30 protein-coding genes are annotated in these 25,006 nt (G+C 55.2%); 10 read left to right on the top strand and 20 right to left on the bottom strand.

Features of this window, described 5'->3' with window-relative positions; translation table 11 throughout:
* Positions 1 to 19: 19 nt before the first annotated feature.
* The 4 genes from ABJG22_RS01290 to pdeM are packed head-to-tail and all read right to left on the bottom strand — an operon-like array spanning position 20 to position 3,796.
* Positions 20 to 1,285: an adenosylmethionine--8-amino-7-oxononanoate transaminase gene (locus tag ABJG22_RS01290; protein ID WP_348018423.1), complete on the bottom strand. Its 1,266-nt coding sequence runs from the start codon at positions 1,283 to 1,285 to the stop codon at positions 20 to 22.
* The gene (gene bioD, locus ABJG22_RS01285; RefSeq protein ID WP_348018422.1) at positions 1,282 to 1,911 is read right to left on the bottom strand and encodes a dethiobiotin synthase; all 630 of its coding nucleotides are present in this window, start codon (positions 1,909 to 1,911) and stop codon (positions 1,282 to 1,284) included. Before bioD ends, ABJG22_RS01290 begins: the two co-directional genes overlap by 4 nt.
* Positions 1,908 to 3,050 carry an 8-amino-7-oxononanoate synthase gene (locus ABJG22_RS01280; protein ID WP_348018421.1) on the bottom strand — a complete coding sequence of 381 codons (1,143 nt, stop codon included), beginning with the start codon at positions 3,048 to 3,050 and terminating at the stop codon, positions 1,908 to 1,910. The genes bioD and ABJG22_RS01280 overlap by 4 nt, the downstream gene beginning before the upstream one ends.
* 17 nt (positions 3,051 to 3,067) lie before the next feature.
* Complete coding sequence (pdeM, locus tag ABJG22_RS01275) at positions 3,068 to 3,796, bottom strand: ligase-associated DNA damage response endonuclease PdeM (protein WP_348018420.1); 729 nt, start codon at positions 3,794 to 3,796, stop codon at positions 3,068 to 3,070.
* Between the two features lie 81 nt (positions 3,797 to 3,877).
* On the opposite strand from pdeM, the gene ABJG22_RS01270 reads away from it, so the two are divergent.
* Both ABJG22_RS01270 and ABJG22_RS01265 read left to right on the top strand, forming a co-directional pair.
* Positions 3,878 to 4,816: a rhodanese-related sulfurtransferase gene (locus tag ABJG22_RS01270; RefSeq protein ID WP_348018419.1), complete on the top strand. Its 939-nt coding sequence runs from the start codon at positions 3,878 to 3,880 to the stop codon at positions 4,814 to 4,816.
* Positions 4,813 to 5,463, top strand: a complete 651-nt coding sequence (locus ABJG22_RS01265) for a glutathione S-transferase (protein WP_348018418.1) — start codon at positions 4,813 to 4,815, stop codon at positions 5,461 to 5,463. The genes ABJG22_RS01270 and ABJG22_RS01265 overlap by 4 nt, the downstream gene beginning before the upstream one ends.
* 18 nt (positions 5,464 to 5,481) lie before the next feature.
* On the opposite strand, the gene ABJG22_RS01260 is transcribed toward ABJG22_RS01265, so the two are convergent.
* From ABJG22_RS01260 to ABJG22_RS01250, 3 genes are all read right to left on the bottom strand, one after another.
* On the bottom strand, positions 5,482 to 6,456 hold the full coding sequence (locus ABJG22_RS01260; protein ID WP_348018417.1) for a retropepsin-like aspartic protease: 975 nt from the start codon (positions 6,454 to 6,456) through the stop codon (positions 5,482 to 5,484).
* A gap of 105 nt (positions 6,457 to 6,561) precedes the next feature.
* On the bottom strand, positions 6,562 to 7,512 hold the full coding sequence (locus ABJG22_RS01255) for a retroviral-like aspartic protease family protein (RefSeq protein WP_348018416.1): 951 nt from the start codon (positions 7,510 to 7,512) through the stop codon (positions 6,562 to 6,564).
* 60 nt (positions 7,513 to 7,572) lie between these two features.
* Positions 7,573 to 10,008 carry a ligase-associated DNA damage response DEXH box helicase gene (locus tag ABJG22_RS01250; protein WP_348018776.1) on the bottom strand — a complete coding sequence of 812 codons (2,436 nt, stop codon included), beginning with the start codon at positions 10,006 to 10,008 and terminating at the stop codon, positions 7,573 to 7,575.
* Between the two features lie 256 nt (positions 10,009 to 10,264).
* Here ABJG22_RS01250 and ABJG22_RS01245 point away from each other — a divergent pair, with 256 nt between their 5' ends.
* Positions 10,265 to 11,356: an AI-2E family transporter gene (locus ABJG22_RS01245; protein WP_348018415.1), complete on the top strand. Its 1,092-nt coding sequence runs from the start codon at positions 10,265 to 10,267 to the stop codon at positions 11,354 to 11,356.
* Between the two features lie 35 nt (positions 11,357 to 11,391).
* Here the strand turns inward: ABJG22_RS01245 and ABJG22_RS01240 are convergent, their stop codons facing one another.
* The 3 genes from ABJG22_RS01240 to ABJG22_RS01230 are packed head-to-tail and all read right to left on the bottom strand — an operon-like array spanning position 11,392 to position 13,915.
* Entirely contained in the window at positions 11,392 to 11,805 is a 414-nt protein-coding gene (locus tag ABJG22_RS01240; protein ID WP_348018414.1) for a DUF1801 domain-containing protein, read from the bottom strand.
* Entirely contained in the window at positions 11,802 to 13,508 is a 1,707-nt protein-coding gene (locus ABJG22_RS01235; RefSeq protein WP_348018413.1) for an amidohydrolase family protein, read from the bottom strand. The genes ABJG22_RS01240 and ABJG22_RS01235 overlap by 4 nt, the downstream gene beginning before the upstream one ends.
* Positions 13,509 to 13,516: 8 nt before the next feature.
* Positions 13,517 to 13,915, bottom strand: a complete 399-nt coding sequence (locus ABJG22_RS01230) for an MAPEG family protein (protein ID WP_348018412.1) — start codon at positions 13,913 to 13,915, stop codon at positions 13,517 to 13,519.
* A gap of 357 nt (positions 13,916 to 14,272) precedes the next feature.
* On the opposite strand from ABJG22_RS01230, the gene ABJG22_RS01225 reads away from it, so the two are divergent.
* Both ABJG22_RS01225 and ABJG22_RS01220 read left to right on the top strand, forming a co-directional pair.
* Positions 14,273 to 14,395, top strand: a complete 123-nt coding sequence (locus ABJG22_RS01225) for a hypothetical protein (RefSeq protein ID WP_348018411.1) — start codon at positions 14,273 to 14,275, stop codon at positions 14,393 to 14,395.
* Positions 14,396 to 14,421: 26 nt separating this feature from the next.
* Positions 14,422 to 14,544: a hypothetical protein gene (locus tag ABJG22_RS01220; RefSeq protein WP_348018410.1), complete on the top strand. Its 123-nt coding sequence runs from the start codon at positions 14,422 to 14,424 to the stop codon at positions 14,542 to 14,544.
* Positions 14,545 to 14,586: 42 nt separating this feature from the next.
* Here ABJG22_RS01220 and ABJG22_RS01215 read toward each other — a convergent pair whose 3' ends face one another.
* The 3 genes from ABJG22_RS01215 to ABJG22_RS01205 all read right to left on the bottom strand — a co-directional run bounded on the left by ABJG22_RS01215 (position 14,587) and on the right by ABJG22_RS01205 (position 17,347).
* Entirely contained in the window at positions 14,587 to 15,996 is a 1,410-nt protein-coding gene (locus ABJG22_RS01215) for a phosphomannomutase/phosphoglucomutase (RefSeq protein WP_348018409.1), read from the bottom strand.
* An 89-nt stretch (positions 15,997 to 16,085) separates the two neighbouring features.
* A complete protein-coding gene (locus ABJG22_RS01210) occupies positions 16,086 to 16,520 on the bottom strand; it encodes a hypothetical protein (protein ID WP_348018408.1) in 435 nt (144 codons plus the stop codon).
* Between the two features lie 2 nt (positions 16,521 to 16,522).
* On the bottom strand, positions 16,523 to 17,347 hold the full coding sequence (locus tag ABJG22_RS01205) for a division plane positioning ATPase MipZ (RefSeq protein ID WP_348018407.1): 825 nt from the start codon (positions 17,345 to 17,347) through the stop codon (positions 16,523 to 16,525).
* Between the two features lie 101 nt (positions 17,348 to 17,448).
* Here ABJG22_RS01205 and panC point away from each other — a divergent pair, with 101 nt between their 5' ends.
* A complete protein-coding gene (gene panC, locus ABJG22_RS01200; RefSeq protein WP_348018406.1) occupies positions 17,449 to 18,288 on the top strand; it encodes a pantoate--beta-alanine ligase in 840 nt (279 codons plus the stop codon).
* A 162-nt stretch (positions 18,289 to 18,450) separates the two neighbouring features.
* Entirely contained in the window at positions 18,451 to 18,747 is a 297-nt protein-coding gene (locus ABJG22_RS01195) for a hypothetical protein (RefSeq protein WP_348018405.1), read from the top strand.
* 2 nt (positions 18,748 to 18,749) lie between these two features.
* Here ABJG22_RS01195 and ABJG22_RS01190 read toward each other — a convergent pair whose 3' ends face one another.
* The 5 genes from ABJG22_RS01190 to ABJG22_RS01170 are packed head-to-tail and all read right to left on the bottom strand — an operon-like array spanning position 18,750 to position 22,113.
* Positions 18,750 to 19,904: a GNAT family N-acetyltransferase gene (locus tag ABJG22_RS01190; RefSeq protein WP_348018404.1), complete on the bottom strand. Its 1,155-nt coding sequence runs from the start codon at positions 19,902 to 19,904 to the stop codon at positions 18,750 to 18,752.
* A gap of 14 nt (positions 19,905 to 19,918) precedes the next feature.
* Entirely contained in the window at positions 19,919 to 20,677 is a 759-nt protein-coding gene (locus ABJG22_RS01185; protein ID WP_348018403.1) for a glycerophosphodiester phosphodiesterase family protein, read from the bottom strand.
* Positions 20,674 to 21,141, bottom strand: coding sequence for a RidA family protein (locus tag ABJG22_RS01180; protein WP_348018402.1), 468 nt, complete (start codon positions 21,139 to 21,141; stop codon positions 20,674 to 20,676). The genes ABJG22_RS01185 and ABJG22_RS01180 overlap by 4 nt, the downstream gene beginning before the upstream one ends.
* 11 nt (positions 21,142 to 21,152) lie before the next feature.
* Positions 21,153 to 21,830, bottom strand: a complete 678-nt coding sequence (locus ABJG22_RS01175; RefSeq protein ID WP_348018401.1) for an HAD family hydrolase — start codon at positions 21,828 to 21,830, stop codon at positions 21,153 to 21,155.
* Positions 21,823 to 22,113 carry a DUF3572 domain-containing protein gene (locus ABJG22_RS01170; protein ID WP_348018400.1) on the bottom strand — a complete coding sequence of 97 codons (291 nt, stop codon included), beginning with the start codon at positions 22,111 to 22,113 and terminating at the stop codon, positions 21,823 to 21,825. The genes ABJG22_RS01175 and ABJG22_RS01170 overlap by 8 nt, the downstream gene beginning before the upstream one ends.
* Positions 22,114 to 22,165: 52 nt before the next feature.
* Between ABJG22_RS01170 and ABJG22_RS01165 the strand changes: the two genes are divergently transcribed.
* Positions 22,166 to 22,534, top strand: coding sequence for a response regulator (locus ABJG22_RS01165; RefSeq protein ID WP_348018399.1), 369 nt, complete (start codon positions 22,166 to 22,168; stop codon positions 22,532 to 22,534).
* An 18-nt stretch (positions 22,535 to 22,552) separates the two neighbouring features.
* On the opposite strand, the gene rpmG is transcribed toward ABJG22_RS01165, so the two are convergent.
* Positions 22,553 to 22,720, bottom strand: coding sequence for a 50S ribosomal protein L33 (rpmG, locus tag ABJG22_RS01160; protein ID WP_066741431.1), 168 nt, complete (start codon positions 22,718 to 22,720; stop codon positions 22,553 to 22,555).
* A 183-nt stretch (positions 22,721 to 22,903) separates the two neighbouring features.
* Here rpmG and ABJG22_RS01155 point away from each other — a divergent pair, with 183 nt between their 5' ends.
* On the top strand, positions 22,904 to 23,470 hold the full coding sequence (locus ABJG22_RS01155; RefSeq protein ID WP_348018398.1) for a TMEM165/GDT1 family protein: 567 nt from the start codon (positions 22,904 to 22,906) through the stop codon (positions 23,468 to 23,470).
* 140 nt (positions 23,471 to 23,610) lie between these two features.
* Positions 23,611 to 24,075 (top strand): DNA starvation/stationary phase protection protein, encoded by a 465-nt coding sequence (locus ABJG22_RS01150; RefSeq protein ID WP_348018397.1) that lies wholly within the window; start codon positions 23,611 to 23,613, stop codon positions 24,073 to 24,075.
* 100 nt (positions 24,076 to 24,175) lie between these two features.
* Here the strand turns inward: ABJG22_RS01150 and ABJG22_RS01145 are convergent, their stop codons facing one another.
* Positions 24,176 to 24,844 (bottom strand): cold-shock protein, encoded by a 669-nt coding sequence (locus ABJG22_RS01145; protein ID WP_348018396.1) that lies wholly within the window; start codon positions 24,842 to 24,844, stop codon positions 24,176 to 24,178.
* Positions 24,845 to 25,006: the final 162 nt, after the last annotated feature.

Here is a 25,006-nt window from a genome sequence, read left to right as displayed (position 1 = left end):
AACCCCTCTCACTTGCCGATCAGTTGCTATGGAAATGGTCAATCGCTTCCTCAACAACAGTATAGATGGATTCCATATCCTCGCGGCCGATACAATACGGAGGCATGATATAGACCGTATTGCCCAAGGGGCGAAGTAATATATTGTAATCTCTGAAAAAACCTAGGAGTTGCGGGCCTAGTTCAGACATATAGTCGCCCGCATTATCGTCGATTTCAAAGGCCAATATGGTTCCGCATTGACGCAATCCGCTGACATTTTCTTTGTGCATCAGCCTCTGTGTAAAATTTTGATGGGAAGCGATAATGTCGTCGATCCGGCCCTGAACCGGTTCGTCGCGCCAGATTTGCAGATTGGCGTTTGCCGCCGCACAAGCAATTGGATTGGCGGTAAAGCTGCTGGAGTGGAAGAACATCTGCGCGCGGTCTTTGGAGAAATGCGCCTGATATAGCGCATCGGTAGCGGCGGTGACGGCCAGCGGAATGACGCCCCCGGTGAGACCTTTGGCCATGCACAATATGTCCGGTTCAATGCCTGCCTGCTCGCAGGCAAAGACCGTTCCGGTGCGGCCCCAGCCGGTCATGACCTCGTCGGCGATGAACAGGACATCATATGCGCGGCAGATCGCGGCCATCTGTTTCAATATTTCGGGGCTATAGACCTTCATGCCACCCGCACCGAGAATCAAGGGCTCGACAATCAGCGCTGCCGGAGGATGATCTTTGTTCCGGCAATAGGCTTCGAGCTGGTCGAGCATCTTCTGTTCCGAGCCCGCGTCGGGGAAAGCTATGGTCCCGACATCAAACAGCAGCGGCGCATAAGCCTGATTGAACACGCCGCGCGCGCCGACCGACATCGCGCCGATTGTATCGCCATGATAGCTATGTTCCATCACGAGGATCTTCTGACGGGCATCGCCGCGATTGTGCCAATAGCCGAGCGCCATCTTCAGGGCCACTTCGACCGCGGTTGATCCGCTGTCGGAAAAGAAAATATGGTCCAACGATTCTGGCAGAAAATCCGATAGGCCGGCCGCTAGTTCGCGGGCGGGTTCATGTGTCCATCCGGCAAAGATCATCTGGTCCAGCTTGGCGCTTTGCTCCTGAATTGCGCTTACGATTTTCGGATGGCAATGGCCATGAGTTTGCACCCACCAGCTCGATATCGCATCAATGATTCTAGTGCCGTCGGCTTTATAGAGAGCCGCGCCTTCGGCTCGCGCGATTTCCGGAATCGGTTCGCCCAATCCGTGCTGGGTGAAGGGATGCCAGATATTGATGCTCATGCTCCGAAGTCCGCACGATTGAAATGGGCGTTGAAAGCATCTCGCAACGGCTCCGGCGCAAGATCGTCGATGATCGGCAGACGTCCGAGATGGGGCACGGCGCCGATCCGGCAGATGGTTTGCTCGCTATCGACATTTTCATCGCCGATGAAGGCAATGCCGTGAATCGGCACGTTGCGGCAGCGCAGCGCTTCGATCGTCAACAGACTGTGGTTGATGGTCCCGAGACTGGTAGACGCGACGATGATCACCGGCAGTGACCAATGGGCAAAGAGATCGGCGAACAGCAGTTCCGGATTGACCGGAACCAACGCGCCACCCGCTCCTTCGATGATTAGCGGGCCGTCGACCTGTGGGATGTCGAGATCCTCCAGTCTAATGGTTACGCCTTCTTGCGCTGCCGAATAATGGGGTGATGCGGGAATCTCCAATCGGTAGCGGTCGGGCAATATCCGCGAAGGATCGACCCCGCCGATCCGTGCAACGGTCTCGCTGTCCGTGCCATCCGCGATTCCCGCCTGAACCGGTTTCCAGTAGCTGGCTTCCAAGGCGGCGGTAAGCGCTGCGGCAAAAATGGTTTTTCCGATATCCGTATCGGTACCGGTAATGACAAATTTTTGGTTCATGCTGCCTCGGCTATCGCTAGAGCTTCGCGCAATGCGCGGGATAGATTGTGAATGTCATCTTGCGTTGCGTTCAGGGTCAGTGAGATGCGCAGGCGTGCGGTGCCAGCTGGTACCGTCGGTGGACGGATGGCTCTGACGTCAAACCCCTGGCCCTGCAGCGTTTGGGCGATGACCACCGCGAGCCTGTCTTCACCCAGAATGATAGGGAAAATCTGGCTGTCTTGCCCATCGCTGAGACACAGGCCAGCAAAGCAATTCCGGGCGATCGCTATATGGCTCGACAAATCGGCCTGTAGTGAAGGATTATTTGCCACATAAGTGATGGCTTGATGGGCCAGATGCGCGGTCAACGGGCTGGGCGCTGTGGAGAAGATGAACGGCCGCGCGCGATTGATGAAAAATTCTCGCATGATGTTCGGCATGGTCAACAGACCGCCGTCACCGCCCAGCGCCTTGCCACAGGTGCGCAAAATGATGACATTATCTCGTCCGCCGATATCGCCCGCCAGACCCTTACCGCCTTCACCAAACACGCCGACGGCATGGGCTTCGTCAATCACCAGCATTGTGTCATGCCTGTCGGCAATTTGCGCGAGATTGGTCAGCGGCGCGCGGTCGCCATCCATGCTGTATAGGCTTTCAACCGCGATCCAGACAGTGCCCATGCCGCCAGACGCGCGCCATGCGCGAATTTCCCGCTCGACTGCGTTGCAATCATTATGGGGAAAGGATGTGAAGTCGGCGCGGCCCAGCTTCATGCCGTCATGAACGCTCGCATGGATAAGCGCATCGTATAATACGAGATCGCCGGTTTGCGGCAGGGTGGCGAATAATGCGCTGTTCGCGGCAAAGCCGGAGCCGAAGAACAGGCTTGTCTCTGAACCATAATGTTCGGCGGCAAAGGCTTCCAGCGCTTCATGCTCGGGATGGTTGCCACCGAGCAGCCGTGATCCGCCGGACCCGTGGGCAATGCCATCGGCAATGGCGACCTGTGCGGCCTTTTTTAGAAAGGGGCTGCGCGCTAGCCCAAGATAGTCATTGGAAGAAAAATCTCTGCCGGTGGGAACAGCCAGTTTCCGTTTTCGTCCGGAATGTTCGAGCGCGTCCAGCTGGGCGCGATAGGGGGCGAATCGATCCATGAACGGGCCGTTAGCAGTCAGCGGCGGTTTGTGGCCAGAGGCAATGCAAGCTGTGTTTCATTCATCGGTTCAATTGGTCGATCGTTAAAGGGTAACGGGAATCGAACGGGCTTTTCTTTCAGACCGATGATGGCTTCTGCTGGCCCGCCAACACAGGCCTCGATGGCCGGATCATTTGCCGCCATGCCGCCGGTGAGCGCTCCGAACGCGGGCAGAATTAGATGATGAGTGCCTTTGACGAAGCATCGCCGCGACACATGGCGCCCCCGCACCGCAATGCGGATTTTGGGATGATAGTGGCCGGAGATTTCCGGCAATCGGCTGGCTGCTGTTGCTTCATGCCTTAGTGCCAGGCCGGCACCTGTCCATTCGTCGACCACCGTACCGCCCCAAAGGCCTGCGACATCACGGTCATGATTGCCGGTGATCCAGATCCATTCGAGCGCGCTGGTCATTCGGGTCAATTGCTCTGCTGCATCGGACTCGAGTCGCGCCTCGCCTTCGCCATCATGATAATTATCGCCGAGGCAGAACACCGCAGTCGCGCCGGTCTCGCGGACTAGATTGGCCAAGGCAGACAGGGTTGCCTGACTGTCATAAGGCGGCAGCATCTGGCCTTGCCGCGCAAAGAAACTGGCTTTTTCCAAATGGAGATCGGCAACCAAGAGCGCATTTTTATCCGGCCAGTAGAGCGCGGCCGGAGCCACGATATCAAAATGATGATTGGCGAACAGAAGGGGAACCATGGAGATGCTATGCGATGAACAATCATGCTATGCAAGCCACCGGGTTGGAATTTCTCGCGCAGCGGCCCTATATGCGCTGCCATGACCGAATCTGTATCTCCCGTAAAAGTCGCTGCGCTCTATCATTTCGCGGTGGTCGATGATCCCGCCGCTCTGCGGCTGCAAGTGCTCGCGCTGTGCGAGGAGCATGGCCTTAAGGGTACGATCTTGCTCGCCGATGAAGGGATAAACGGCACGATCGCCGGCACGTCCGATGCTATTGATGCGGTGATTGACGGTTTGCGTTTGCTGCCCCGCTTCACCGATCTGGAAGTCAAATATTCCGAAGCGAGCGAGATGCCCTTTCTGCGGATGAAAGTCCGGTTGAAGAAAGAAATCGTATCAATGGGTGTCGAAGGTGTCGACGCGGCAACGCAAAAGGGTGCCTATGTCGATCCGGCAGACTGGAACAATCTAATCGCCGACCCGGACACAATCGTAATCGATACGCGCAACGCCTATGAAGTGGCGATTGGTAGCTTCGATGGGGCAATCAATCCCAATACCGAATCCTTTCGCGACTTTCCGGCATGGTTCGATGATTTCTCCGAACAATTGCGCAAGGATTCGGAAAAGACACCGAAAATTGCCATGTTCTGTACCGGTGGCATCCGCTGTGAAAAAGCGACAGCCTATGTGAAGGCGCAAGGTTTTGATGATGTCCAGCATCTCAAGGGCGGCATATTGAAATATCTGGAAAACGTGCCCGAAGCGGACAGCGTCTGGCAGGGCGACTGTTTCCTGTTCGACCAGCGTGTCGCCGTTGGCCACGGCTTGCGCGAATCCGACTATGGCCAATGCTATGCGTGCCGGATGCCGTTGAACGTGGCGGAACGTGCTTCCCCGGATTATATTCCCGGTGAGGCCTGCCCCCATTGTATTGACCAGCGCACGGACGAACAGCGCGCCCGCTATCGCGAACGCCAGCGCCAAGTTGAACAGGCGGCGGCAAAGGGTCATCAGCATCTAGGCTCAGCATGACCGATATGCCGGTCCTCTATAGCTTCCGGCGTTGTCCCTATGCGATGCGCGCAAGGATGGCGCTCTTGGTCAGCGAGACTCCGGCCCGCCTGCGCGAGGTCGTGCTACGTGACAAACCGGAAGAAATGATCGCGGCCTCACCAAAAGCCACAGTGCCGGTGCTGGTGCTGCCGGACGGGCAGGTGATCGACGAGAGTCTGGCGGTCATGCATTGGGCTCTGGACCGCAATGATCCAGCAAACTGGCTGCAGGGCAGTGTCGCCGAAACGGAATTGATTGCGGAAGCCGATGGCCCGTTCAAAGACAATCTTGACCGTTATAAATATCCCACGCGCTATGAAAATGTCGACCCGTTGGAGCACCGTGCAGAGGGTCTGGCCTTTCTAGAAAAACTAAATGGCCTGCTGCGGGATTCGGGACAGTTGATGGGTACGCAGCCCAGCCTAGCCGACCACGCAATATTCCCCTTCGTCCGCCAGTTCGCCAACAACGACCGCGGGTGGTTCGATGCATTATCTTTGCCTGCTTTGCAGAAATGGCTAGGCGACCATCTTGCCGCGCCGCTGTTTGTCGCGACGATGGTCAAATATCCGCAGTGGAAAAATGGCGATGAAGAACCGGTTTTCAGTTTGGAAGAAACAGCCTGACACAGCTTGATGACGCAGTCAGGATTTGATCCGACTGGATCGTGGCTCCTTGACGATTTTTTGCGCGTTTTTTGGGGCCAGAAAGTGGATTTTCCGTTTGGGAAAATCGATCGCGACCTGATCAAATTTCCGCATTACATCCATGCCCATCAACAGAGTTGGCTTATCGGCAAGGCCGAAACGTTCAAACGGTGGGGCATCGGCGAAGGCAACGGGCAGGCCGGAGAAGTGGGCCCGTCCGATGCGAAAATCGCGTAATCTGCCAAATTTCACTCCGAGGGTCTCACCGGTGACGGCGATCATGAAATTATCATCTCCCAATTCCGCCGCGCGTTTCAGCAAGCGCTTCTGCAACGCACTATTGGCGATAGAAACCTGCGCTCCTGTATCGACGATAACGTTGACTTTAATGCCGGAAATTGTCGCATCGGTGAAGATCAGCTGTCCCGAGCGCCGTTTGGCGGTCACCACAATTTCTCGCGATTTTGATCGACGGCGTACTTGTTCCGCGTCTTCGACGACAATTTGATTGGCAACGAAATCAAATAAAATACGCTGATTCTGCAAACCGTCGAGACCCAATATGCCGTCGGCTCCAATGTGCCGGGCGGCTAAAACTGGTGAGACTAGGCCTTCATAGCTTTTCTGGCCCAGCGTCAGGCTAGGCACATAGACCATGTCGACCATAGTCGTGCCGGCAATGCTCATCAATTCCGCAGGCTCTTCATCTTCCAGTGCTAGCCTATTGGCAACTTTGTGGGAAAGCACGGTCCGTTCAGCGCCGGTATCGATGACGAAAGAAAATGGCCCTTTGCCTTCTATGCTGACCGGAACGGTCATCCGATCAGCACGGTCTTCATCGATACCGATGATTTCCCCTTCAGGATTGGTCAGGCTGCCGGGGGTTACCGGTTGGCCGAAGGGAATGGGATAGGCCATCGCCAGTGTGGACGCTAGGAAGGCCGGGATCAAGCTAGTTGAAAAGGCTGGCATAAAATCTCCTGTCTGATTGTTCCTGACGGCGTTAGGTCGGTTGCTGTCATCTCACTTGCCATTGGGATGCGATAAAAGGGCCATCTAGCTTCACAAGCACCATCCTCAGATGTCCTTGGGAAGCAGAAAATAGATTTTCCGGTTGGCAAAATCGATCGCCATCCGGTCAAATTTGCGCAACGCGTCCATGCCCAGAAATAGCGCCGGCTTTTTGTCGAGTTTCAACGCTTTGAAGGGCGCAATATCCGCAAAAGCGATCGGAATGACGCCAAAGCGCGCGCGCCCGATATGCAGTTCTTCAGCGACCCCATAGTCGGCTTGCACCGACCGGCCGGTGACATCGACAAGATCGATCTGCGCCATTCTCGACGATTTGAGGCGCAATCGCCGTTGCAGGGCCGTGTTTCCGATGGACAGCTCCCCGCCCGTATCAACGATGACGTTGGTTTTGATTCCGGCTATGGTGGCGTTGGTGAATATCAATTGTCCGGATCGCCGCCGTGCCGTCACCACGATTTCCCGACGAGACCGGCGTTTCAGCTTTTTGTCTGTATCTTCGACCGAGATATTGTTTCCGACAAAATCAAAGAGAATCCGTTGCCCCTGCAGGCTGTCGAGGCCAAGAACGCCGTCGGCACCGATATTGGCAGAGCGGAAAGTGGGAGAGATCAGGCTTTCATAGCTGCGTTTGCCGAGCGTCAGGCTGGGCACGTAGACAGTCTGCACGCTGGTGGAGCCGGCGAGTGCGATAATATTGACGACATTTTCGATATCGAGCGCCAGCGCACCCGCGATTTCTTTGGATAGTATCGTGCGCTGGGCGGCCGTATCGATGATAAATTCATAAGGCCCGTCATCCAAGATGCTGACCGAAACCGTCATCCGGTCCATCCGGTCCTGCGCGATTGAGATTTGTTCGGCATCGGGCTGGAGAAATTGTTCGGGCAGCGCATCGGCAACAAAGGCTTCGGTTATGGGTTCAACCGGAGTGGCGCTCGCGAGCTGGGCCGCGAACAGCGACGTAAAGAGGGGGAATAGCGTTATTGAACCAATCATGGGTGCACCCTACGCTAAAAACCAACTCTCTCCAAATTTGGCTTGGCGAAGCGCGCTGTTTCAATCCAACTTCATGGCTTCGTTGATCAGCGATTCCGCTTCGATCAACAGTGCGTCATCTGTGGCGCCTTGTGCGACATGCTCTCGTCCGATCATCACCAAGACGGGGACGGCAAGGGGGCTGACACGCTCCAGCTCGACATGGATCAAGGCATTGGCTGCTTGATCGAGAAGGTCTCCCAGACGCGCGACATCGGTCATCCGTGACCGGGCATCCGCCCAAGCTGCCTGCATCAACAAATGGTCAGGTTCATATTTGCGCAGCACATCGAAGATGAGGTCGGTGGAGAAGGTAACCTGTTTACCGGTTTTGCGCTTTCCGGGATGCTGCCGGTCGACGAGACCGCTGATGACCGCGACTTCGCGAAAGGCGCGTTTGAGCAGATGCGAACCTTCGACCCAGTCGAAAAACTCATCCTCCAATATGTCCGCACTGAACAGGGGTTTGGGATCTTCCACCGGCTCTACGCTAAAGCAGGCCAAGGCATAGTCATTGGCGACAAAGCCAATGGGCTTCAGCCCCCGGTCCTCCATCCGCCGCGTGAGCAGCATGCCTAGCGACTGATGGGCGTTCCATCCGGCGAAGCTATAATTGACCATATAATGGAGATTTTCATGCGGGAAGGTCTCGACCAGCAGCTGTCCCGGCTCAGGCATGACCGAACGATGATCCTGTATCTCCAGCCATTCGCGGACATCATCGGGGAAGCGCGCCCATCCAGCACGATCGGTCAAAAAGCCACGCACCCGGTCCGACAAATGCGTGGTCAGCGGCAGCCGCGCCCCCGAGTAGCTCGGGATCATCGCCGCTTTCTTTGATGCCCGTACGATGACGTCGCTGCTATCCATCTTGATCAGCTCAAGACTCATCCCGGCGAAGAAAAATGTGTCGCCGACTGACAGCATGGCGGCAAAACCTTCCTCGACCTTTCCGAGATTGCGACCATTTTTGAACCGGACGGTCATCATCGCGGCGTCGACAATGATCCCGGCGTTCAGCCGGTGCTGGGTGGCAAATTTCGGATGGGTTAGATTCCAGAATCCTTTTGCATCCCGGCGCAGCCTTTTGAATTTGTCATAGGCTTTGAGCGCATAGCCGCCATCGCGGGTGAAATTCAGCACCCGTTCGAACTGCTCCTGGGTCAGCGCGCTATAGGGCAGGGCGCTTTGCACTTCGTCGCGCAAATCCTCCTCCTGAAACGGCGCGGCGCAGGCGCAACTCATCACATGTTGGGCGAGCACGTCCAGGCCACCGGCGCGAAAGGGTTCGCCATCGCGCCTGCCTTCGTTCACCGCATCCAGCGCCGCTTGCGCTTCCAGATATTCAAAGCGGTTGCCGGGAACGAGCAGCGCTTTGGATGACACATCAAGTCGATGGTTGGCACGGCCAATGCGCTGGAGCAGGCGGGATGATCCCTTCGGCGCGCCCATTTGGATCACGCAATCAATATCACCCCAGTCGACGCCGAGATCGAGCGAAGCGGTACAGACGAGCGCGCGCATCTTACCCGACGCCATGGCGCCTTCTACCTTGCGCCTTGCTTCTTTCGACAGGCTGCCGTGATGGATGCCGATGGGAAGGGTTTCCTCGTTGATATCCCACAGCTTTTGAAAGGTGAATTCGGCCAGAAAGCGTGTGTTGCAGAAGATCAACGTCATCCGGTTGGCGCGAATCTCGTCTAGCACCTGCGGAATTGCATAAGCGCCGGCATGGCCAGCCCAGGGCACGCGGACCGGATCGCCAGCCGGTGTTTCGGGCAGCATGATCGACAGATCGGCGGGCGCCCCTTCGGCGCCGCGCACATGGGTTACGGTGTCGATATCGCCATAGGGAGCGAGCCAAGCGCAAAAATCATCCGGCTCTGCAATCGTTGCGGACAGAGCGACGCGTTGCATATCCGGCGCAATTTTCTGAAGCCGCGCCATCGATAGGGACAATAGGTCGCCGCGCTTTCCGCTGGCAAAGGCATGGACTTCATCGATCACCACCCGCTTGAGATTGGCAAATAGGGTGAAGCTATCCGGCTGGCTGAGCAGCAGGTTGAGTGACTCCGGCGTGGTCAGCAATATCTGTGGCGGTTTGACGCGCTGACGCGCTTTGCGATTGGCTGGCGTATCCCCGCTGCGTGTCTCGACGGTGATCGGCAGGCCCATTTCTTCTATGGGGGTCAGCAGGTTGCGCTGGACATCGACGGCGAGAGCCTTGAGCGGGGAGATATAGAGCGTGTGCAGCGTATCGCATTTTTCTTGATCGATAAGATCAACAAGCGTCGGCAAAAATCCCGCTAGGGTTTTGCCCGCACCGGTCGGTGCCGTCAGCAAGGCATGACGGCCCGCTTGTGCTGCTTCGAGCATTTCCAACTGATGCTGCCGCATTGCCCAGCCGCGCGTGGTAAACCAGTCGGTCAGGATTGACGGAATGCGATCATCGACCATTTCATTGGAATGGGGCTCTATTGTTTCAACTCCGGTATCTTTCTGGCATCCTTCCGGGCCGCTCCATGCCATTGTCGCAGCTTTCAAAAGATTTGAACAGAGCAGGCGAACAGGCGGCCGATATTGTTGCGGCGCATGAGATGGGATCACGGCGAGATAGCGGCTGATCCTTGCCCGCTCTTCAATAATCCCGTAGCTGTTGCTCGTGGCAATTTTTAACCCGGTCCGCGCAACAGACCGAAGCAGAGTGGTGTGAATGGACAATCGAGATACATCGAGGAAAAATGCCGAATGGGGCTTTCTGGTCGTACTGCTCGTCATTGTTTCGCTGGCATTTGCGATGCTGATCGAGCCGTTTTTCGGCGCTATCGTCTGGGGCGTTGTGGTCGCGGTCCTGTTCCGTCCAGTCTATGAAGCCCTGCTGGTTCGTATGCCGTCCCGGGCCAATCTGGCCGCGGCAATCACGCTGATCCTGATATTGTTACTGGTCGTGGTGCCGGCCATCTTGCTCGGCATGGCTCTGGTTCAAGAGGCCGGCACTATCTACCAACGGATTCAGGCCGGAGAAATCGATTTTGGCGCCGTGTTCGAGGCGTTTGGAAACTCCTTGCCCAATTGGATGCAGGCCCAACTTGCAGCTTATGGTTATGACGACTTTGCCGGCATCAGGGCAGAGATAGAGCAATCGATATCCGCCATATTGGAATTTCTGGTCACCCAGTTGCTGAGCGTTGGTCAGGGTGCATTCCAGTTTTTGCTGGGCCTTGGCGTGATGCTATATCTGACCTTCTTTCTGCTGCGCGATGGACGGGCCTTGGCCGACCGTATCGAACAGATGATTCCGCTGGGCGAAGAAAAACGCCAAATATTGATGGAAAAATTCCTGATCGTTATCCGCGCCACGATTAAGGGCAGCCTGATTATCGCGATCATTCAAGGCAGTCTCGGCGGCCTTGCCTTCTGGGCGCTTGATATCCGGGGTGCGTTGCTCTGGGCGGTATTGATGGGGCTGTTCTCGCTTATTCCCGCCATCGGCACCGGCTTCGTTTGGATCCCGGTTGCCCTCTATTTGCTGGTTACCGGCTATGTCTGGCAGGGTGTCGTGCTGATCCTCTGCGGCGTGTTCGTGATTAGCATGATCGACAATCTGGTGCGCCCGATTCTGGTCGGCCGGGATACGCGGATGCCGGATTATGTTGTGCTTATTTCCACCCTTGGGGGACTGCAGCTTTTCGGGATTAACGGCATTGTCATTGGTCCGCTGGTGGCGGCGCTATTCATAGCAATTTGGAGCATTTTTTCAGATATGCACGCGGAGTCTGGTGAACCGGCCAAGGCTAGCGAATAATTCTTCGATATTTCGCGATTCATGGGTCAGAAAATCTAGCGTGAATCTCGCAAATGATAGGTCAGTGCCATTGCAATGCAATGTTTGACCGCATCAACGGGCAGTCTGTCCTTCGCATTGAATATCACAGCGCGATTGCCTTCAAACGTCAGCCTGTCGCCATATAATTGTTTGTACCGGTCGATCAGATCGGTTTGGCAATGTACATAGAAGGCATATGCATCATCGGACTTCTTGTGCCGATTGATCCGTATCGTCGTCCCTGACTTTGTGCCCGGCGTCAGAAATGCAACTTCGCCCCATTTGAGCGTCTCTTCAAGTGGCCCAACGGCCGGATCGCCCTTTGCGACCTCTAGTACCAGCGAACGAAGCTGCCTTAGCTTGCTGGTCAGGCCTTCCGGAAAATCTGCCCAAGCAGCGCGCGTCTGTTCGGGAATGGTCTCGGTCACGCCCCGCGCACCAACTTACCCGGTCGGGCACCGGTGGATTGGTCAAAGCGACGAATGATTTCCCCGGACACGATGGTGGCATCATAGCCGGTCGCGCGCTGATGCAGCCTTTGTCCACCAGCGGGCAGATCCCGGACAATTTCCGGCAAGTGCAGCTGTAGCTTTTCGAGATCAATCACGTTGATATCCGCCTTTGCGCCGGGTTTGAGCAGGCCGCGCTCGTTCAGGCCGACCGCTTTGGCGGCCTTGTGCGACAGCATATGCACGGCTTCGGCCAACTCAAAGCGCTCCGGCCCCGGATTGCGAACATATTGGGTCAGCAAATAGGTTGAATAGCTGGCATCGCAAATCGCGCCATAATGGGCTCCGCCGTCGCCGAGCCCCGGAATGCAATGGGGGTGGCTCAGCATCTTGTGGGCGCTGGCCAGCGTGCCATTTTCATAATTGCCCAGCGCCGCGAGGAACAGGCCCTTGCCCTCGGTTTCGAGCAATCGATCATAGGCGATCTCTTGCGGCGTGCAGCCTTTGGCGGCTGCCTGCCCGGCCATGCTCATCTCTTTTGGCGGCGCATAATCCGGTGGATTGTCGAGCGGGAACAGCCAGTTCCAGTCGCGGGCCAGCGCGTTGAACGGATGGCCCTCTTCAAAGTCTTCGCTGATCAGGGCGGCCCGCAATTCCGGATCGCGCATGGCCTTTACCTGCTCGTCTATCGGCAAGTCGGCAATCTTGGCCCAGCTCGGGCAGAGAATGAACGGGTGGACCGTCAGCTCCAGCCCGGCGATCAGCCCGATCGGGCGCGGCATGATCTGGGCGGTCGCTTTGCCGCCATTGGCGTTGGTGTTTTCGATCATATCGAGAACCTTGCGCCAGCGCGGCGGGCCGTCATTGCCGGACGCCAGCGTGAAGGTCGCCGGCCGTCCGGAGCTTTCCACCACCCGCTCGATCACCTGATATTCCTTGTCCCAACCGACGAAAGCGTCGAGCACCACCTGAAACGTGCCCGTCCCGGCATCTTTCATACCGCCACAGATCGCTTCCAGTTCGGCTACATCGGCTTCAAATGTCGGGATAGCCCCGCCATCGGCGGTCTTGTGAATGGAAAGGCGGGATGTGGCGAAACCGATCGCTCCGGCCTCCATCGCTTCGCGCGCCAACGTGCGCATCTTCGCCAGATCATCGTCATTGGCCGGTTCGCGGGACGCGCCGCGCGCGCCCATGGCATAGACGCGCAGCGGCGAGTGCGGCAAATAGGCGGCGATATCAATGTCGCGCTTTCCCTTGTCGACGGTGTCGAGATATTCCGGAAACGTCTCCCAGTTCCAAGGCAGGCCGTCGGCCATGACCACGCCGGGAATATCTTCCACGCCTTCCATCACATTGATCAGCATGTCGTGATCTTCCTTGCGGCAGGGCGCGAAGCCAACGCCGCAATTGCCCATGATGGCTGTTGTCACGCCGTGCGAAGACGACGGGCTGAGCTCTTCTGCCCAGATGCACTGGCCGTCATAATGGGTGTGCACATCGATAAAGCCGGGGGTGACGATCTTGCCGCTGGCATCAATCTCCTCGCGGCCCTGCCCGGACAGTTGCCCGATCGCGGCAATCTTGCCGTCATTGATCGCAATATCGCCATCCATAAGGTCGCCGCCGCTGCCATCGGCGATGGTGCCGCCGCGAATCACCAGATCATATTCTTTGGTCATGTTTAGTTTCACCCTCTCACAAGCTGAACGACGCCACCGATCAAGGTGCCAAGTATGAATATATAGATAGGCGGCATGCTCAAATAGAGGCAAGGCAGACGTTTTTCCGGCGCCTTATGATATCCCAGAGCATAGCCGATCCGCATGACAGGCCAGATCAATCCGATTCCGGCGGCCCAATAAGGGCTGACGATATAGGCGAACAACCACAGGCCAGGTAGAAACAGCACCAGATGCTCCAATGTGTTCTGATGCGCCCGGACATGGCGCTCATATTCTGGTGGGCCGCTATGCGAAGGGGGCTCGATTTTGAACCGGGCGCGCGCCAGTCCTGCCATCAGCAATGTGAAATAATAAGCGAGCAAAGCCAGTGCGCTGACGATTGCCACGTAAATATACGGGTCCATGATCCGCTAATCCCCATCCCTTTTTCAGACGGTCCTGAACGATTGGATCGGGCCTGACCATAGTGCATTTCGATAAGAAACGGATGTGATGTTGAAACCGGGAGGTGATTGTGAGCTGCGCGTGGGCTCCTGTTCGGGGCCGCACTCTGTCTGTTGGCGTACCGCACCAATCACGCAAACCAATTATTGGCAATATTTCCTATTAATCAGCGCTTCGTGAGTCGGTTCTTTTCCCAAATTTATAATAAAATATTGAAAAATATAGATATTATGAAACTGGCACGCCCCGTGCAATGTTGTTTTCATCTTCGCAACAACAACCGCGAAGCACCAGTTTAGACAAAAAGGAAATTGAAAATGACCAACGTAAACATCCAGAATCAAGCCGCCGCTGCTTTTGCCGCTCTTTTCTCAGCCGCTATTCTTGTTGCCGCAAGCATCGGCCCGGCTGTTCAAAATTCTGCTGCCTTGATCGCATAACGCAAACCAATAGGAAGGAAAAAACCATGCCCCGCTTCACGCTACATCAGGAAATTGCCGCCGGTTTCGCCGCCATCTTCTGTTCGGCCATCCTCCTGATCTCGTCGGTCGGCCCGGGAACCAGCATGGGCTCTGCGACCTTCATCTAAGACCAGAGGGCCCTCATGTTCTCGCCAGTCTCTAGTCCTGGATCAATGGCCCACTGTTTCCCCGCGCTCCAGTCCCGATAGGGCCAGCTGTTCGTCAATCTGCGCCATCAGCCGGTCGAGACCGTCCTGCGATTTGGCTTCGGCCCGGGCAACCAGCACATCCTGGGTATTGCTGGCCCGCAGCAACCACCAGCCGTCTTCGGTATTGACCCGTGCGCCGTCAGTATCGTTGACATCGGCCCCGCTGGCCGACAGCCGCTCCAATATCTCGTCTATCACCGCGAATTTGCGGCTTTCATCAACTTGAAAACGCATTTCCGGCGTGTTGATCATATCCACCATATCGCTGCGCAATTGGGTCACGCTCTTGCCGATATTGGTTGCTGCCTGAATCAGCCGGATTGCGGCATAAGGCGCATCGTCAAAACCGTAATAATCATGTTTGAAAAACACATGGCCGCTCATCTCGCCAGCAAGCGGCGATCCGGTTTCCTTCATCTTCGACTTGATCAGGCTATGGCCGGTTTTCCACATCAGCGGCTTGCCGCCGAGCGCCGCGATCCGGTCATATAAGGCCTGTGATGCCTTGACGTCGGCAATGATCGTGGTGCCAGGCTCGCTTTTCAGCACATCCTCAGCATAGATTTGCAGCAGCTGGTCGCCCCAGATCACCCGGCCGTCACCGTCGATCGCGCCAATCCGGTCACCATCGCCGTCGAAGGCCACACCGAAATCGAGGCCCTTGTCCGCGACCAGCGCTTTGAGGTCCACGAGATTTTTCTCCTCGGTCGGATCGGGATGATGATTGGGGAAAGACCCGTCGACATCGGTGTAGAGCAGATGATGTTCACCCGCGCCGCGTTCGGTCAGCAGTCTGGTCAGTTTCTCGATAACCGGTCCGGCCGCGCCGTTGCCGCAATCCCATGCGACCTTGAATGCGTCGCCGGTGAAATTCTTCAACAGACGTTCGACATATTCATCTTCAATGTCGATCCGCTCGAACGTGCCGCTGCCCTGATCCCAGTCACCCTCGGACGCCATGCTGCCGAGGCCGAGAATATCCGCGCCGAAAAAAGGGCGCCCCTGAAAGACCATTTTGAAGCCGTTATAATTGGCTGGATTGTGGCTGCCGGTGATCATGATACCGCCTTGGACCTGTTCCAGCACGCTTTCAGCGTAATAAAGCATAGGAGTGGGACCCATACCGACAGAAATGGCGTTGATTCCGGCATCATTGAGCCCGCGGACAAGCGCTTCTTCCAGCATCGGAGAGCTGTCACGACCATCAAATCCGGTGGCGACCGCTGTGCCGCCATCACGGGCGATTAAGGTCCCGAATCCCCGGCCAATGGCATAGGCATCCTCCGCTCCCAGCGTCTCTCCGATAATGCCGCGAATGTCATATTCGCGCAGGGAAGTGGGATGAAATTCATGGGTGTTGGCAGCGGTCATGGCATAGGCCTTACTTGTTGGATTTGCCCGGGCTTATAGGCTCGAAATGTGCGCAAATCCAGCGCTACCGACGATATGCGAAAGAGCGCTTATTTGTGGTCGGATGCTTCCAACTCTTCCAATAAGATGTCCCGTGCCCGGTTTATCATCTTCGCAAGCTGCTCATCTCCGCCGTTATCGGGATGATGTTCTGCAAGCCGTTCTTTCCAAGCTGCGTTAATTTCAATGAAGCCAGCCCCTTCGTTCACCCCCAACAAAGATCGGGCCCGATCCAATTCAAAATTGCGCGGTTTGCGGCTTGATTCGTCACTATCCCGCGCCGGTATCAATATACGCCAGCCGCTCAGGAAAGCTGCGCCGGCTATCATGGCACCGCCCATGATCCAGCTGCCACCGCGCAGAAAATTTGCGCCCAATAGCGCGATCACCAGCGCCAACCACTGATTGGCGGTCATCGTTTTGGCTTTGCCGGACAGGACCAGCCAGGTCAGAATTGCGCCACCGAATATGAGCAAGGGCGTCATGGTCAGGCCACCAGCTTGGAATTTGCTATCGCAGGCTCATTGCCATCCGGCGTTTGCTGATCACCTTGCGGCAGCGCGAGATGCTTGATCAGCTCCCGCAATTCTTGTCGGGCGGCCAGATGGCTCGTCGCCAAACGGCCGAGATGCTTTTTGTCGAGCATTGTTAGGCCTGCCGGAAAAAGCTCCCGATAGATGACTCTCTCGCTGAGTCCGGGGATCATCCGGAAGCCAACGCGCTGCGACAATTCGTCAAGCGCGGCAACAATCCGTTTCATATTATGCGCCTCGACATATTGGGTACGGTTTCTCAGCAACACCCAGTCAATCGTTGTACCATCTGCTTTTGCTCTCGCTTTGCGCGCGTCCCAGATTAGCTCTGCGTAAAAACTCAACTTGCGAACCTTGTAGGTTTCCGGATCGACTTGTCCGATCAGGTCAAAGTCGACAAAACTGTCATTGATGGGGGTTACGAGCGTATTGGCCCGTGTTGCGACAAAGCGGGCGAACTTGTCATCGCGACCCGGCGTGTCAAAAAGCAGGAAATCAGCCCCATGCGCCATCCGATCCATCAGTTGCTCAAGCCGCGCAAGATTGTCATCTTCGAAGACTTCATAAAAGGGCTGCGGAATTTGAATGTCCAAACGCTTCATCGTTGCGTCGCGATTTTCAAGATAGCGATAGGAAGTACGCTGGCGCGGATCGAGATCAATAATCCCCACTTTGTGGCCCTGATAGGCAAGGGCAACCGCAACATGAACTGCGGTGGTCGACTTGCCGGTTCCGCCTTTTTCATTGGCGAAGACAATATGATGTGCGCTGTTGGTCACGTTTTGAGTGATATCCTTGTTCTTGGCCCTTGCGAAGGACGACCCACCGTCGCATAGCTTACAAGAGCTTTACAGCAAAATCTAAACACAAAGAGTGATGCATGCAAATTGTTCGACAGCTTGACCCGCTGCGGGACGCTTTAGCGGATTTTCGCAAATCTGGATTTAAAATCGGCCTGGTTCCGACCATGGGCGCGCTGCACGCGGGCCACATGCGGTTGGTAGAAATGGCGAGCGAGCAGTGCGATGCGGTTGTCGCATCAATCTTTGTCAATCCAACCCAATTCGGGGAAGGTGAGGACCTCGATGCCTATCCGCGCCAAGAGGCGGCCGATGCAGCTTTGCTGGAGGCGGCGGGGGTGAAGCTGCTTTGGGCACCGACAGCGGATCAGGTTTACCCCGATGGCTATGCAACTAATGTAAGCGTCGGCGGCATTAGCGATGGACTGTGTGGCGCTGCGCGGCCCGGCCATTTTGATGGTGTCGCGACAGTGGTGGCAAAATTGTTCAACCAGGTCCGTCCGGACGCTGCTTTTTTTGGCGAGAAAGACTATCAGCAGCTGGCGATCATCCGGCGGATGGCCCGGGACCTTGATTTCCTTCATGATATTGTCGGTGTTCCGACGGTCCGCGATCCCGACGGCCTCGCTCTATCGTCACGCAATGCCTATTTGACAGCAGAGCAAAGGGCCAATGCTGCAGCGCTGCCTCAAGCGATGCAGGCGGCGGCAAAGGCGATAGCGGCGGGTGGTAAAGTTGCGACGATATTAGAGGATAGTGCCGCGCATATACTTGGCTCTGGTTTTCACAAAATTGATTATTTCGAGCTTCGCAACGCCGATAACCTGGCAGTTCTGGATGTTTTTGCGGAGCCAGCCCGTCTTTTTGCCGCCGCGCATATCGGAAAAACCCGGTTGATTGATAATATCCCGGTTTCCTAGGGCCCGAGGCATTTTTGTTAACCATCAAAAACAACTGTTTCTCTATGGTTTTTCCGCCATCGATCAAAATTACTGCATGTTGCGTTAACCATTTCTTTAAGGAATTGGGTTGAAAGTCGTTCTGTCGCCAGAAACGCGGCGATAGAAACAAGGACTGACAATATGGGCAACAGCATGAAAAGCGCCGCCTTTCTAATCGAAAGCCGCCTCGTCGAGGCTGCACAGGGCAGCGACAATGCATATTTTGATCTGGGTGTTATCTATTCTACCGGATCGCAAGGTGCAGATGTCGATTTGATCGAGGCACATAAATGGTTCAATCTGGCCGCATTGGCCGGTCATGATGAAAGCAAGGTTTGCCGTGCTGAAATCTCGCTGGATATGACGGCTCGCGAAATTGCCGAAGCGCAGCGTGAAGCGCGCAACTGGCTGCAGGAAACCACGCGCCGCGCCGCTTGAATCTAGCTCGTTTTTTTGAACGGCCCCATTTCGGCCAAAAACTCAATATCGGCAGCCACTGCTTGCCGTTCGCGTTCGAGATAGTCGGCAATGGCCGAACGAAATCCCGGATCGACGACATAATGCGCTGACCAAGTCGGCACCGGTTGATAGCCGCGCGCCAATTTGTGACTTCCCTGCGCTCCGGCTTCGACCGCCTTCAATCCGCGTGCGATGGCTGCGTCTATCGCTTGATAATAGCAAATTTCGAAATGTAGAAACGGGATGTTCTGTGTGCATCCCCAATAGCGCCCATATAACGTCTCTGCACCGATGACATTGAGTGCGCCGGCGACCGGGACACCATCTTGCATTGCAAATATCAATAGCAACTGGTCGGGCATTTTTTGGTGCAATAGGTCAAAGGTATCGCGTGTCAAATAAGGCTGACCCCATTTTCGCATTCCAGTGTCCTGATAAAATTCCCAAAAATAGTCCCAGTGATGTGGTTGAATTTCATCGCCGGAAAAATGGACTATATCCACTGCTTCTTGTGCTTTGATGCGTTCTCGCCGGATCGCTTTGCGTTTCCGGGAAGATAGTGCCCCGAGGAAAGCATCGAAGCTATCATAGCCGTCGTTGCGCCAGTGGAACTGGCTGTCGGCACGGATCAGCCAACCCGCTTCGCGGAAATAGGCCAGCTGATCCTCGCTGACAAATGTCGCATGAACCGACGAAATACCGTTATTCTCTGCCAATTGTTCGGCTGCCCGCAATAGTGGTATGGCAAGGCTGTCGTCGCGCAATAGCAGACGAGGTCCGGGTACTGGAGAGAAGGGGGATGCAATCTGGATCTTGGGATAATATTGGCCACCGGCACTTTCAAGCGCATGAGCCCATTGCTGATCAAAAATATATTCGCCCTGGCTGTGCGATTTTAGATAGCTGGGCAAGCAGGCAGCGATCTTACCCGCACTATCTTCGATAATGATGGGAAGGGATTTCCAGCCGGTTCCCGGCCCGACGCTACCCGATTCTTCCATTGCCGAGAGAAAGCCATGGGAGACAAACGGATTGGCTGAGCCGGCACAATCATCCCATTGTGTGGCTGGCAGGCCGGAAATATCGTCGGCAACGCGGGCGGTAATCTCTGTTGAAGTATCGGGCGTATCGGACATTGCAATCAATGCTATCAGGACTGCGGTATCTCATAAACCGGCTCGTCCGCATATATTGATGCAATTTTCTCCTGTTCGGCAGAACGAACCGTCCAAGTCACAAGCGGTAAGCCGCGTGCGCGTTGGGCGGCAGCAAAGCGAGAGGGTAGGTCGCGGATGTCATAGGCTAGAAAATCGGGCCGGGCTGTCCAAAGATTGCGGTGACGGGCGATCCGGCCGCGCCATTTTTTGCTATCTTCTTCCGTCACGACCAGCCCACGGACAATATGTTCCGCATTTTTCCGAAACCAGGCACCGACTAAGGGATTGAACGACATTATCGCTGCGGGGCTGCGATAGCCTTCCAGCGCTCGCCGAACCGACAAGCATAGAGGACCGACCTGCATGCTGCGGGATTTAATCTCTATCAGGACAGGGACGCGCCCGGCTATTTGCGCCAGTGTTTCGCGCAAGCGCGGAATCTTTCCATGCCCGTCGTTAAGTTGAATCTGGTCAATATCTTCGGTTCGCAGCTTTCCGATCAGGCCGGATCGATCGGTCAGCCGGTCCAGCTCATAATCATGAAAGACAAAGGCACGGCCATCTTCCGCGGCTTGAACGTCGCATTCGATACCATGGCCCAATTGGATCGCCGCTTCGAAGGCTGCCGGGCTATTTTCCAGCACGCCATTACCGTGTAGTCCGCGATGCGCATAAGGTTGCCCTTTCAGGAACGCCACACGTTCGGGCGCCGGCGCCGGCGCAAGCACATTGTCGAGCAGCGTCCCGATCACTCGGGTTTCAGAGCGACTATGGCATCGACTTCAACCGCCACGCCAAGCGGCAGCGATGCTACGCCGACGGCACTGCGGGCATGATGACCTGCTGCGCCGAAAATCACTTCCATCATATCAGAGCAGCCATTGGCGACCTTGGGGTGATCCGTATAGTCTGCGGTGCTGTTCACGAACACGCCAAGTTTGACGATACGGTCAACCCGATCGAGAGATCCGGCGGCTTTCTTAATCTGTGCCGCAATCATAAGTGCACATGCCTTGGCGGCCTGTTGCCCGTCCTCCAGCGACATATCATCGCCTAGTCGGCCGGTGATCAACTGGCCATCAAGCATAGATACCTGCCCGCTAATATGGAGCAATCCATTCATCTCAACGGCCGGGACATAAGAGGCCACGGGGGCGGCCGGTGTCGGCAAATCAATGCCTTTGGCAGACAGAGCTTTTTCAATATTATCGGTCATAGGCTAAACTCTCATGCATGGTTGGTTGGGTCAAGTTCCTGTGATGGCAAGTCCATTGCCGGAGCGGGCTCAGCCTTTTTAAACTTGTCTGATATCCAATCAATGGCGTTGCGCCATTGGTCAATGCGGGTGTGGGCCGCAGGGTTGGTTTTGATATGCTTGGCGAGGACTGGTTCTCCGACCATCTGCAGCCGCCAGACATCGGGTGCGTGCTTGGCGACACTGGCATGTTGATGGCCCAGATCATCGACAAAGACAGCGACCGACGGTTGAAACTCGGCAATGATTCTGTTTAGCAGCTCACCCTTGCCACCCTGGTTGGTATAGACTGGAAAATCGATACCAGCGGCCTTGAGCTGTTCCGCCCGCGCTTCGCGGCGATCATCCAATAGATTGGTCAATATCACCACATCGGCAGTTTCGCTCAGTTTGTTGATAGAATCGACGGCCCCTTCAATGGCGCCCTGTCGATGCATTTCGGTTGCAAAAAATTCTTTCAGCATAGGCCAGATCTGTTCCGGGAGTACCTGCGTGCCATCATGTTTGTGGCGCAGCGCATTGGCAAAGTCACTGCCATTTTCTAGATCGAAATGGATATGCTTTTCGCTATCCAGCCATTGCTGGAAAGGTACCACCATATGCAGCAATACTTCATCGCAGTCGCTGATCAGTAGTGGCCTATTATTCATGAAAATCTCCGGGAAAATTGAGGTGATCGGCTGCGGCTGCCAGTGTCGCGGGCGCGATGCCAATAGCCTCCGCACAGGCGATAAGATCGGGTTCGTGATTGGCGAGAAAGCCGATGAGGGCTGCAAGCATCGCGGGATCCTCAAGGCCTGACCGCAGTTCGCGCGGATCCAGCCCAGTCACAGCGAGAAGGCGTTCTGCTCTGTCTTGATCCTGCAGCACCCAGCCGAGCGCCTGTAAGGCGATGATTTCGGGGTCCTGCCCAAGATTGGGATTTGTTTCCATTGCCGCTTTCGCCTAATGGGTCGACAGTAAGTTTGAAAGGGTAAATCCGGTCGTGGCAAAAAGAGTGTTGGTGGTTGAGGACAATGAATTGAACCTCAAGCTGTTTTGCGACCTGTTGCGCGCTCATGCTTTTGTGGTTGAACCGGTCAGCGATGGCCGGGAGGTGCTCGAGAAGGCGCGGAGTTTTGTACCGAATTTGATCGTGATGGATATTCAATTGCCCCACGTCAGCGGTTTGGAGCTGATTGAGCAGATCAAGCAGGATGCTCAGCTCAAGACCATTCCGATCATGGCTGTAACCGCTTATGCTGGAAAAGGCGATGAAGACCGAATATTGAGTGCCGGGGCCGAGGCTTATGTCTCAAAGCCCATATCGGTCGCAAAATTCATCGAGTCGGTACAAAAGATATTGCACCGATAAAGGCTGAACTGGGTTCGCCTATTTGATCTTGGCTTCTTTGAACTCGACATGTTTACGAACAACCGGATCATATTTGCGCTGCACCATTTTTTCGGTGAGATTGCGCGGGTTTTTCCGGGTTACATAGAAAAATCCGGTGTCCGCCGTGCTGACGAGTTTGATCTTTACATTGGCTGGTTTCGCCATGGTGCATTCCTTAAGGCAGAAGCTGAAATAAAAACAGCGACGCAATTGGCGCCGCATTGATTGTTGGCGCTAATGGTGAATGTGGCGGGCAATGTCAAGAAAAAGCCAGCAAACAACTGTCGTACGCCAAGTCGATGTCCATTCATCGCTTCATAACCGTGTTTTGGCATGGTAGCTGGAGCAATGGACGCATTTTTGACTTCGATTTTTGCTTTGGCCTTGGCTGAATTTGGGGATCGGCCGCAGATACTCTGCGCGGCCCTGGCGATACGATATGGCCGCGTGTCGCCAATTATCTGGGGTTTGGGCCTGGCAACACTCTGCAACTGCATGATTTCTGCAATAGCCGGCTCTGCCGTCCATCAGTGGATCAGCGAGGATGCGTTGCAGCTATTCTATGCCTTATCGCTGATTTTTGCCGGTATTGGGATGGTGGGGTGGCGCCGTCCAGTCGATTTGTTGGACGGCTGGACTATCGGACCATTTTGGACATCTTTTCTTGGACTCTTCATTTTGCAATTTGGTGATAAGGGGCAATTTATTCTGGTGGCGACTGCCGCGCGAACAGATATGTGGGCTTATGCCGCCGCCGGCGGCTGGATCGGGGTGATGATCGCCTGCGTGCCCGCCGTCTTGTTCCGGCGGCAATTGGCCGAGAATGTTCCGATCCAACCGATTCGCTACGGTGGCGGTGCCGTTTTGTTGGTTATTGGTGGAATTCTAGCGCTTGGCGCGTGGGGCATCATCTAGCGATTCCCAGCGTTACCTGCCCGCCCCCTTCTAGATCGATATTGTCGATCTGTGACAGCAATGAATCCCATTATACTGCAGGATCAAATGGCTGTAATGTTCTTTTCATAGTATAGATCATTTTGAAAAGGAGAAAACTTATGACCACCGGTGGTAATGCAAAGAAAGCGGTAGCCGAAGCACTGAATGGAATTCTTGCGGATAGTTTTGCACTCTATCTCAAGACCAAGAATTTTCATTGGCATGTTTCTGGCCCTCATTTTCGCGACTACCATCTTATGTTTGATGAACATGCGGCACAGATTTTTGCGACGACGGACGTGATCGCTGAGCGCGTGCGCAAAAATGGCCACCGCACGCTTACTTCCATTGGGGATATCTCGCGCCGACAGGGCATTGCTGACAATGACGATGCGAAGGTTTCGGCAGCAGATATGTTGGACGAATTACGCGCAGATAACCTAAAGTTGGTAGAGACACTTCGCGCGGCGAAGGAACTGGCCGAAGAGGCCGGTGACAATGCTACCGATGGTCTATTGGATGATTGGACCGACCAGGCCGAAGAACGTGCCTGGTTCCTGCTGGAGATAGCGCAGAAAGACTAGCTCCCTCGTAAAGCGTCGCGGATAGCGGAATGGCCTCTGCGGCATAAAAAATGGCGGGTCTAAAGCCCGCCATTTTTATATTTGATCTGGTATTAATCTGCTATTTTGCGATTAAATTCACCGCTGCTGTCTTGCCGCGTTGGTCAACTTCCAGCTCAAATTCCAGCTTGTCGCCTTCTTCCAGCCCGCGCATGCCAGCGCGCTCAACCGCAGAAATATGGACGAAAGCATCCGGCTGTCCATCATCGCGTTGGATGAAGCCAAAACCTTTGGTTCCGTTGAAAAACTTCACGGTACCCGTAGCTTTTTCGCCGGTAAGCTCCCTGCGAGGGGGTGCGCCACGTTCTTCGCGAGCACCGCCTCCATGGTCGGGAACTTCAATAAGATCGCCTTCGATTTGGATGTCGGATGCTGACACTTTTCCACCGCGGTCAACCAGTGAAAAACGCAACGTCTGCCCTTCGGCAAGACCTTTGAGGCCAGCGCGTTCGACTTGACTGATATGGACAAAAACGTCGTCGCCGCCGCCATCTTGTACGATGAAGCCAAAGCCTTTTGACGCATTGAAAAATTTCACCGTTCCGGTGCTTTCGCCGACGACTTGGTCTGGCATTCCGCCGCCTCGTCGGCCGCCGCCAGAATCGCTGTCTGGACGTGTATATCTTTCTACTGGCGGCCCGCTATCACCTTGATATCCATCGAAGTTTTCATCGCCGAAGCCATCGCGCTTATCCCGGCCTCTACCACGCCGGTTTCTATCAAAACCCATTCCTAAATCGTCACTTTCAATTCGCCCTGGCCAATAGTTTCAATGTTTCAGCGGACGATTTCTGCAACATTGTTTCACGCGAATCCCATAAGCGCGCGGCGCAACCCTATCGAAAAATTGACGAATAAGCGAATAAATTCGGCCCTTTCTCCAAATTTCTAT

The sequence above is a fragment of the Parasphingorhabdus sp. genome (assembly GCF_039939955.1).
GTDB lineage: Bacteria > Pseudomonadota > Alphaproteobacteria > Sphingomonadales > Sphingomonadaceae > Parasphingorhabdus.
Note: the sequence above shows the minus strand (reverse complement) of the source record. Positions and strands in the feature narration are given on the sequence as shown.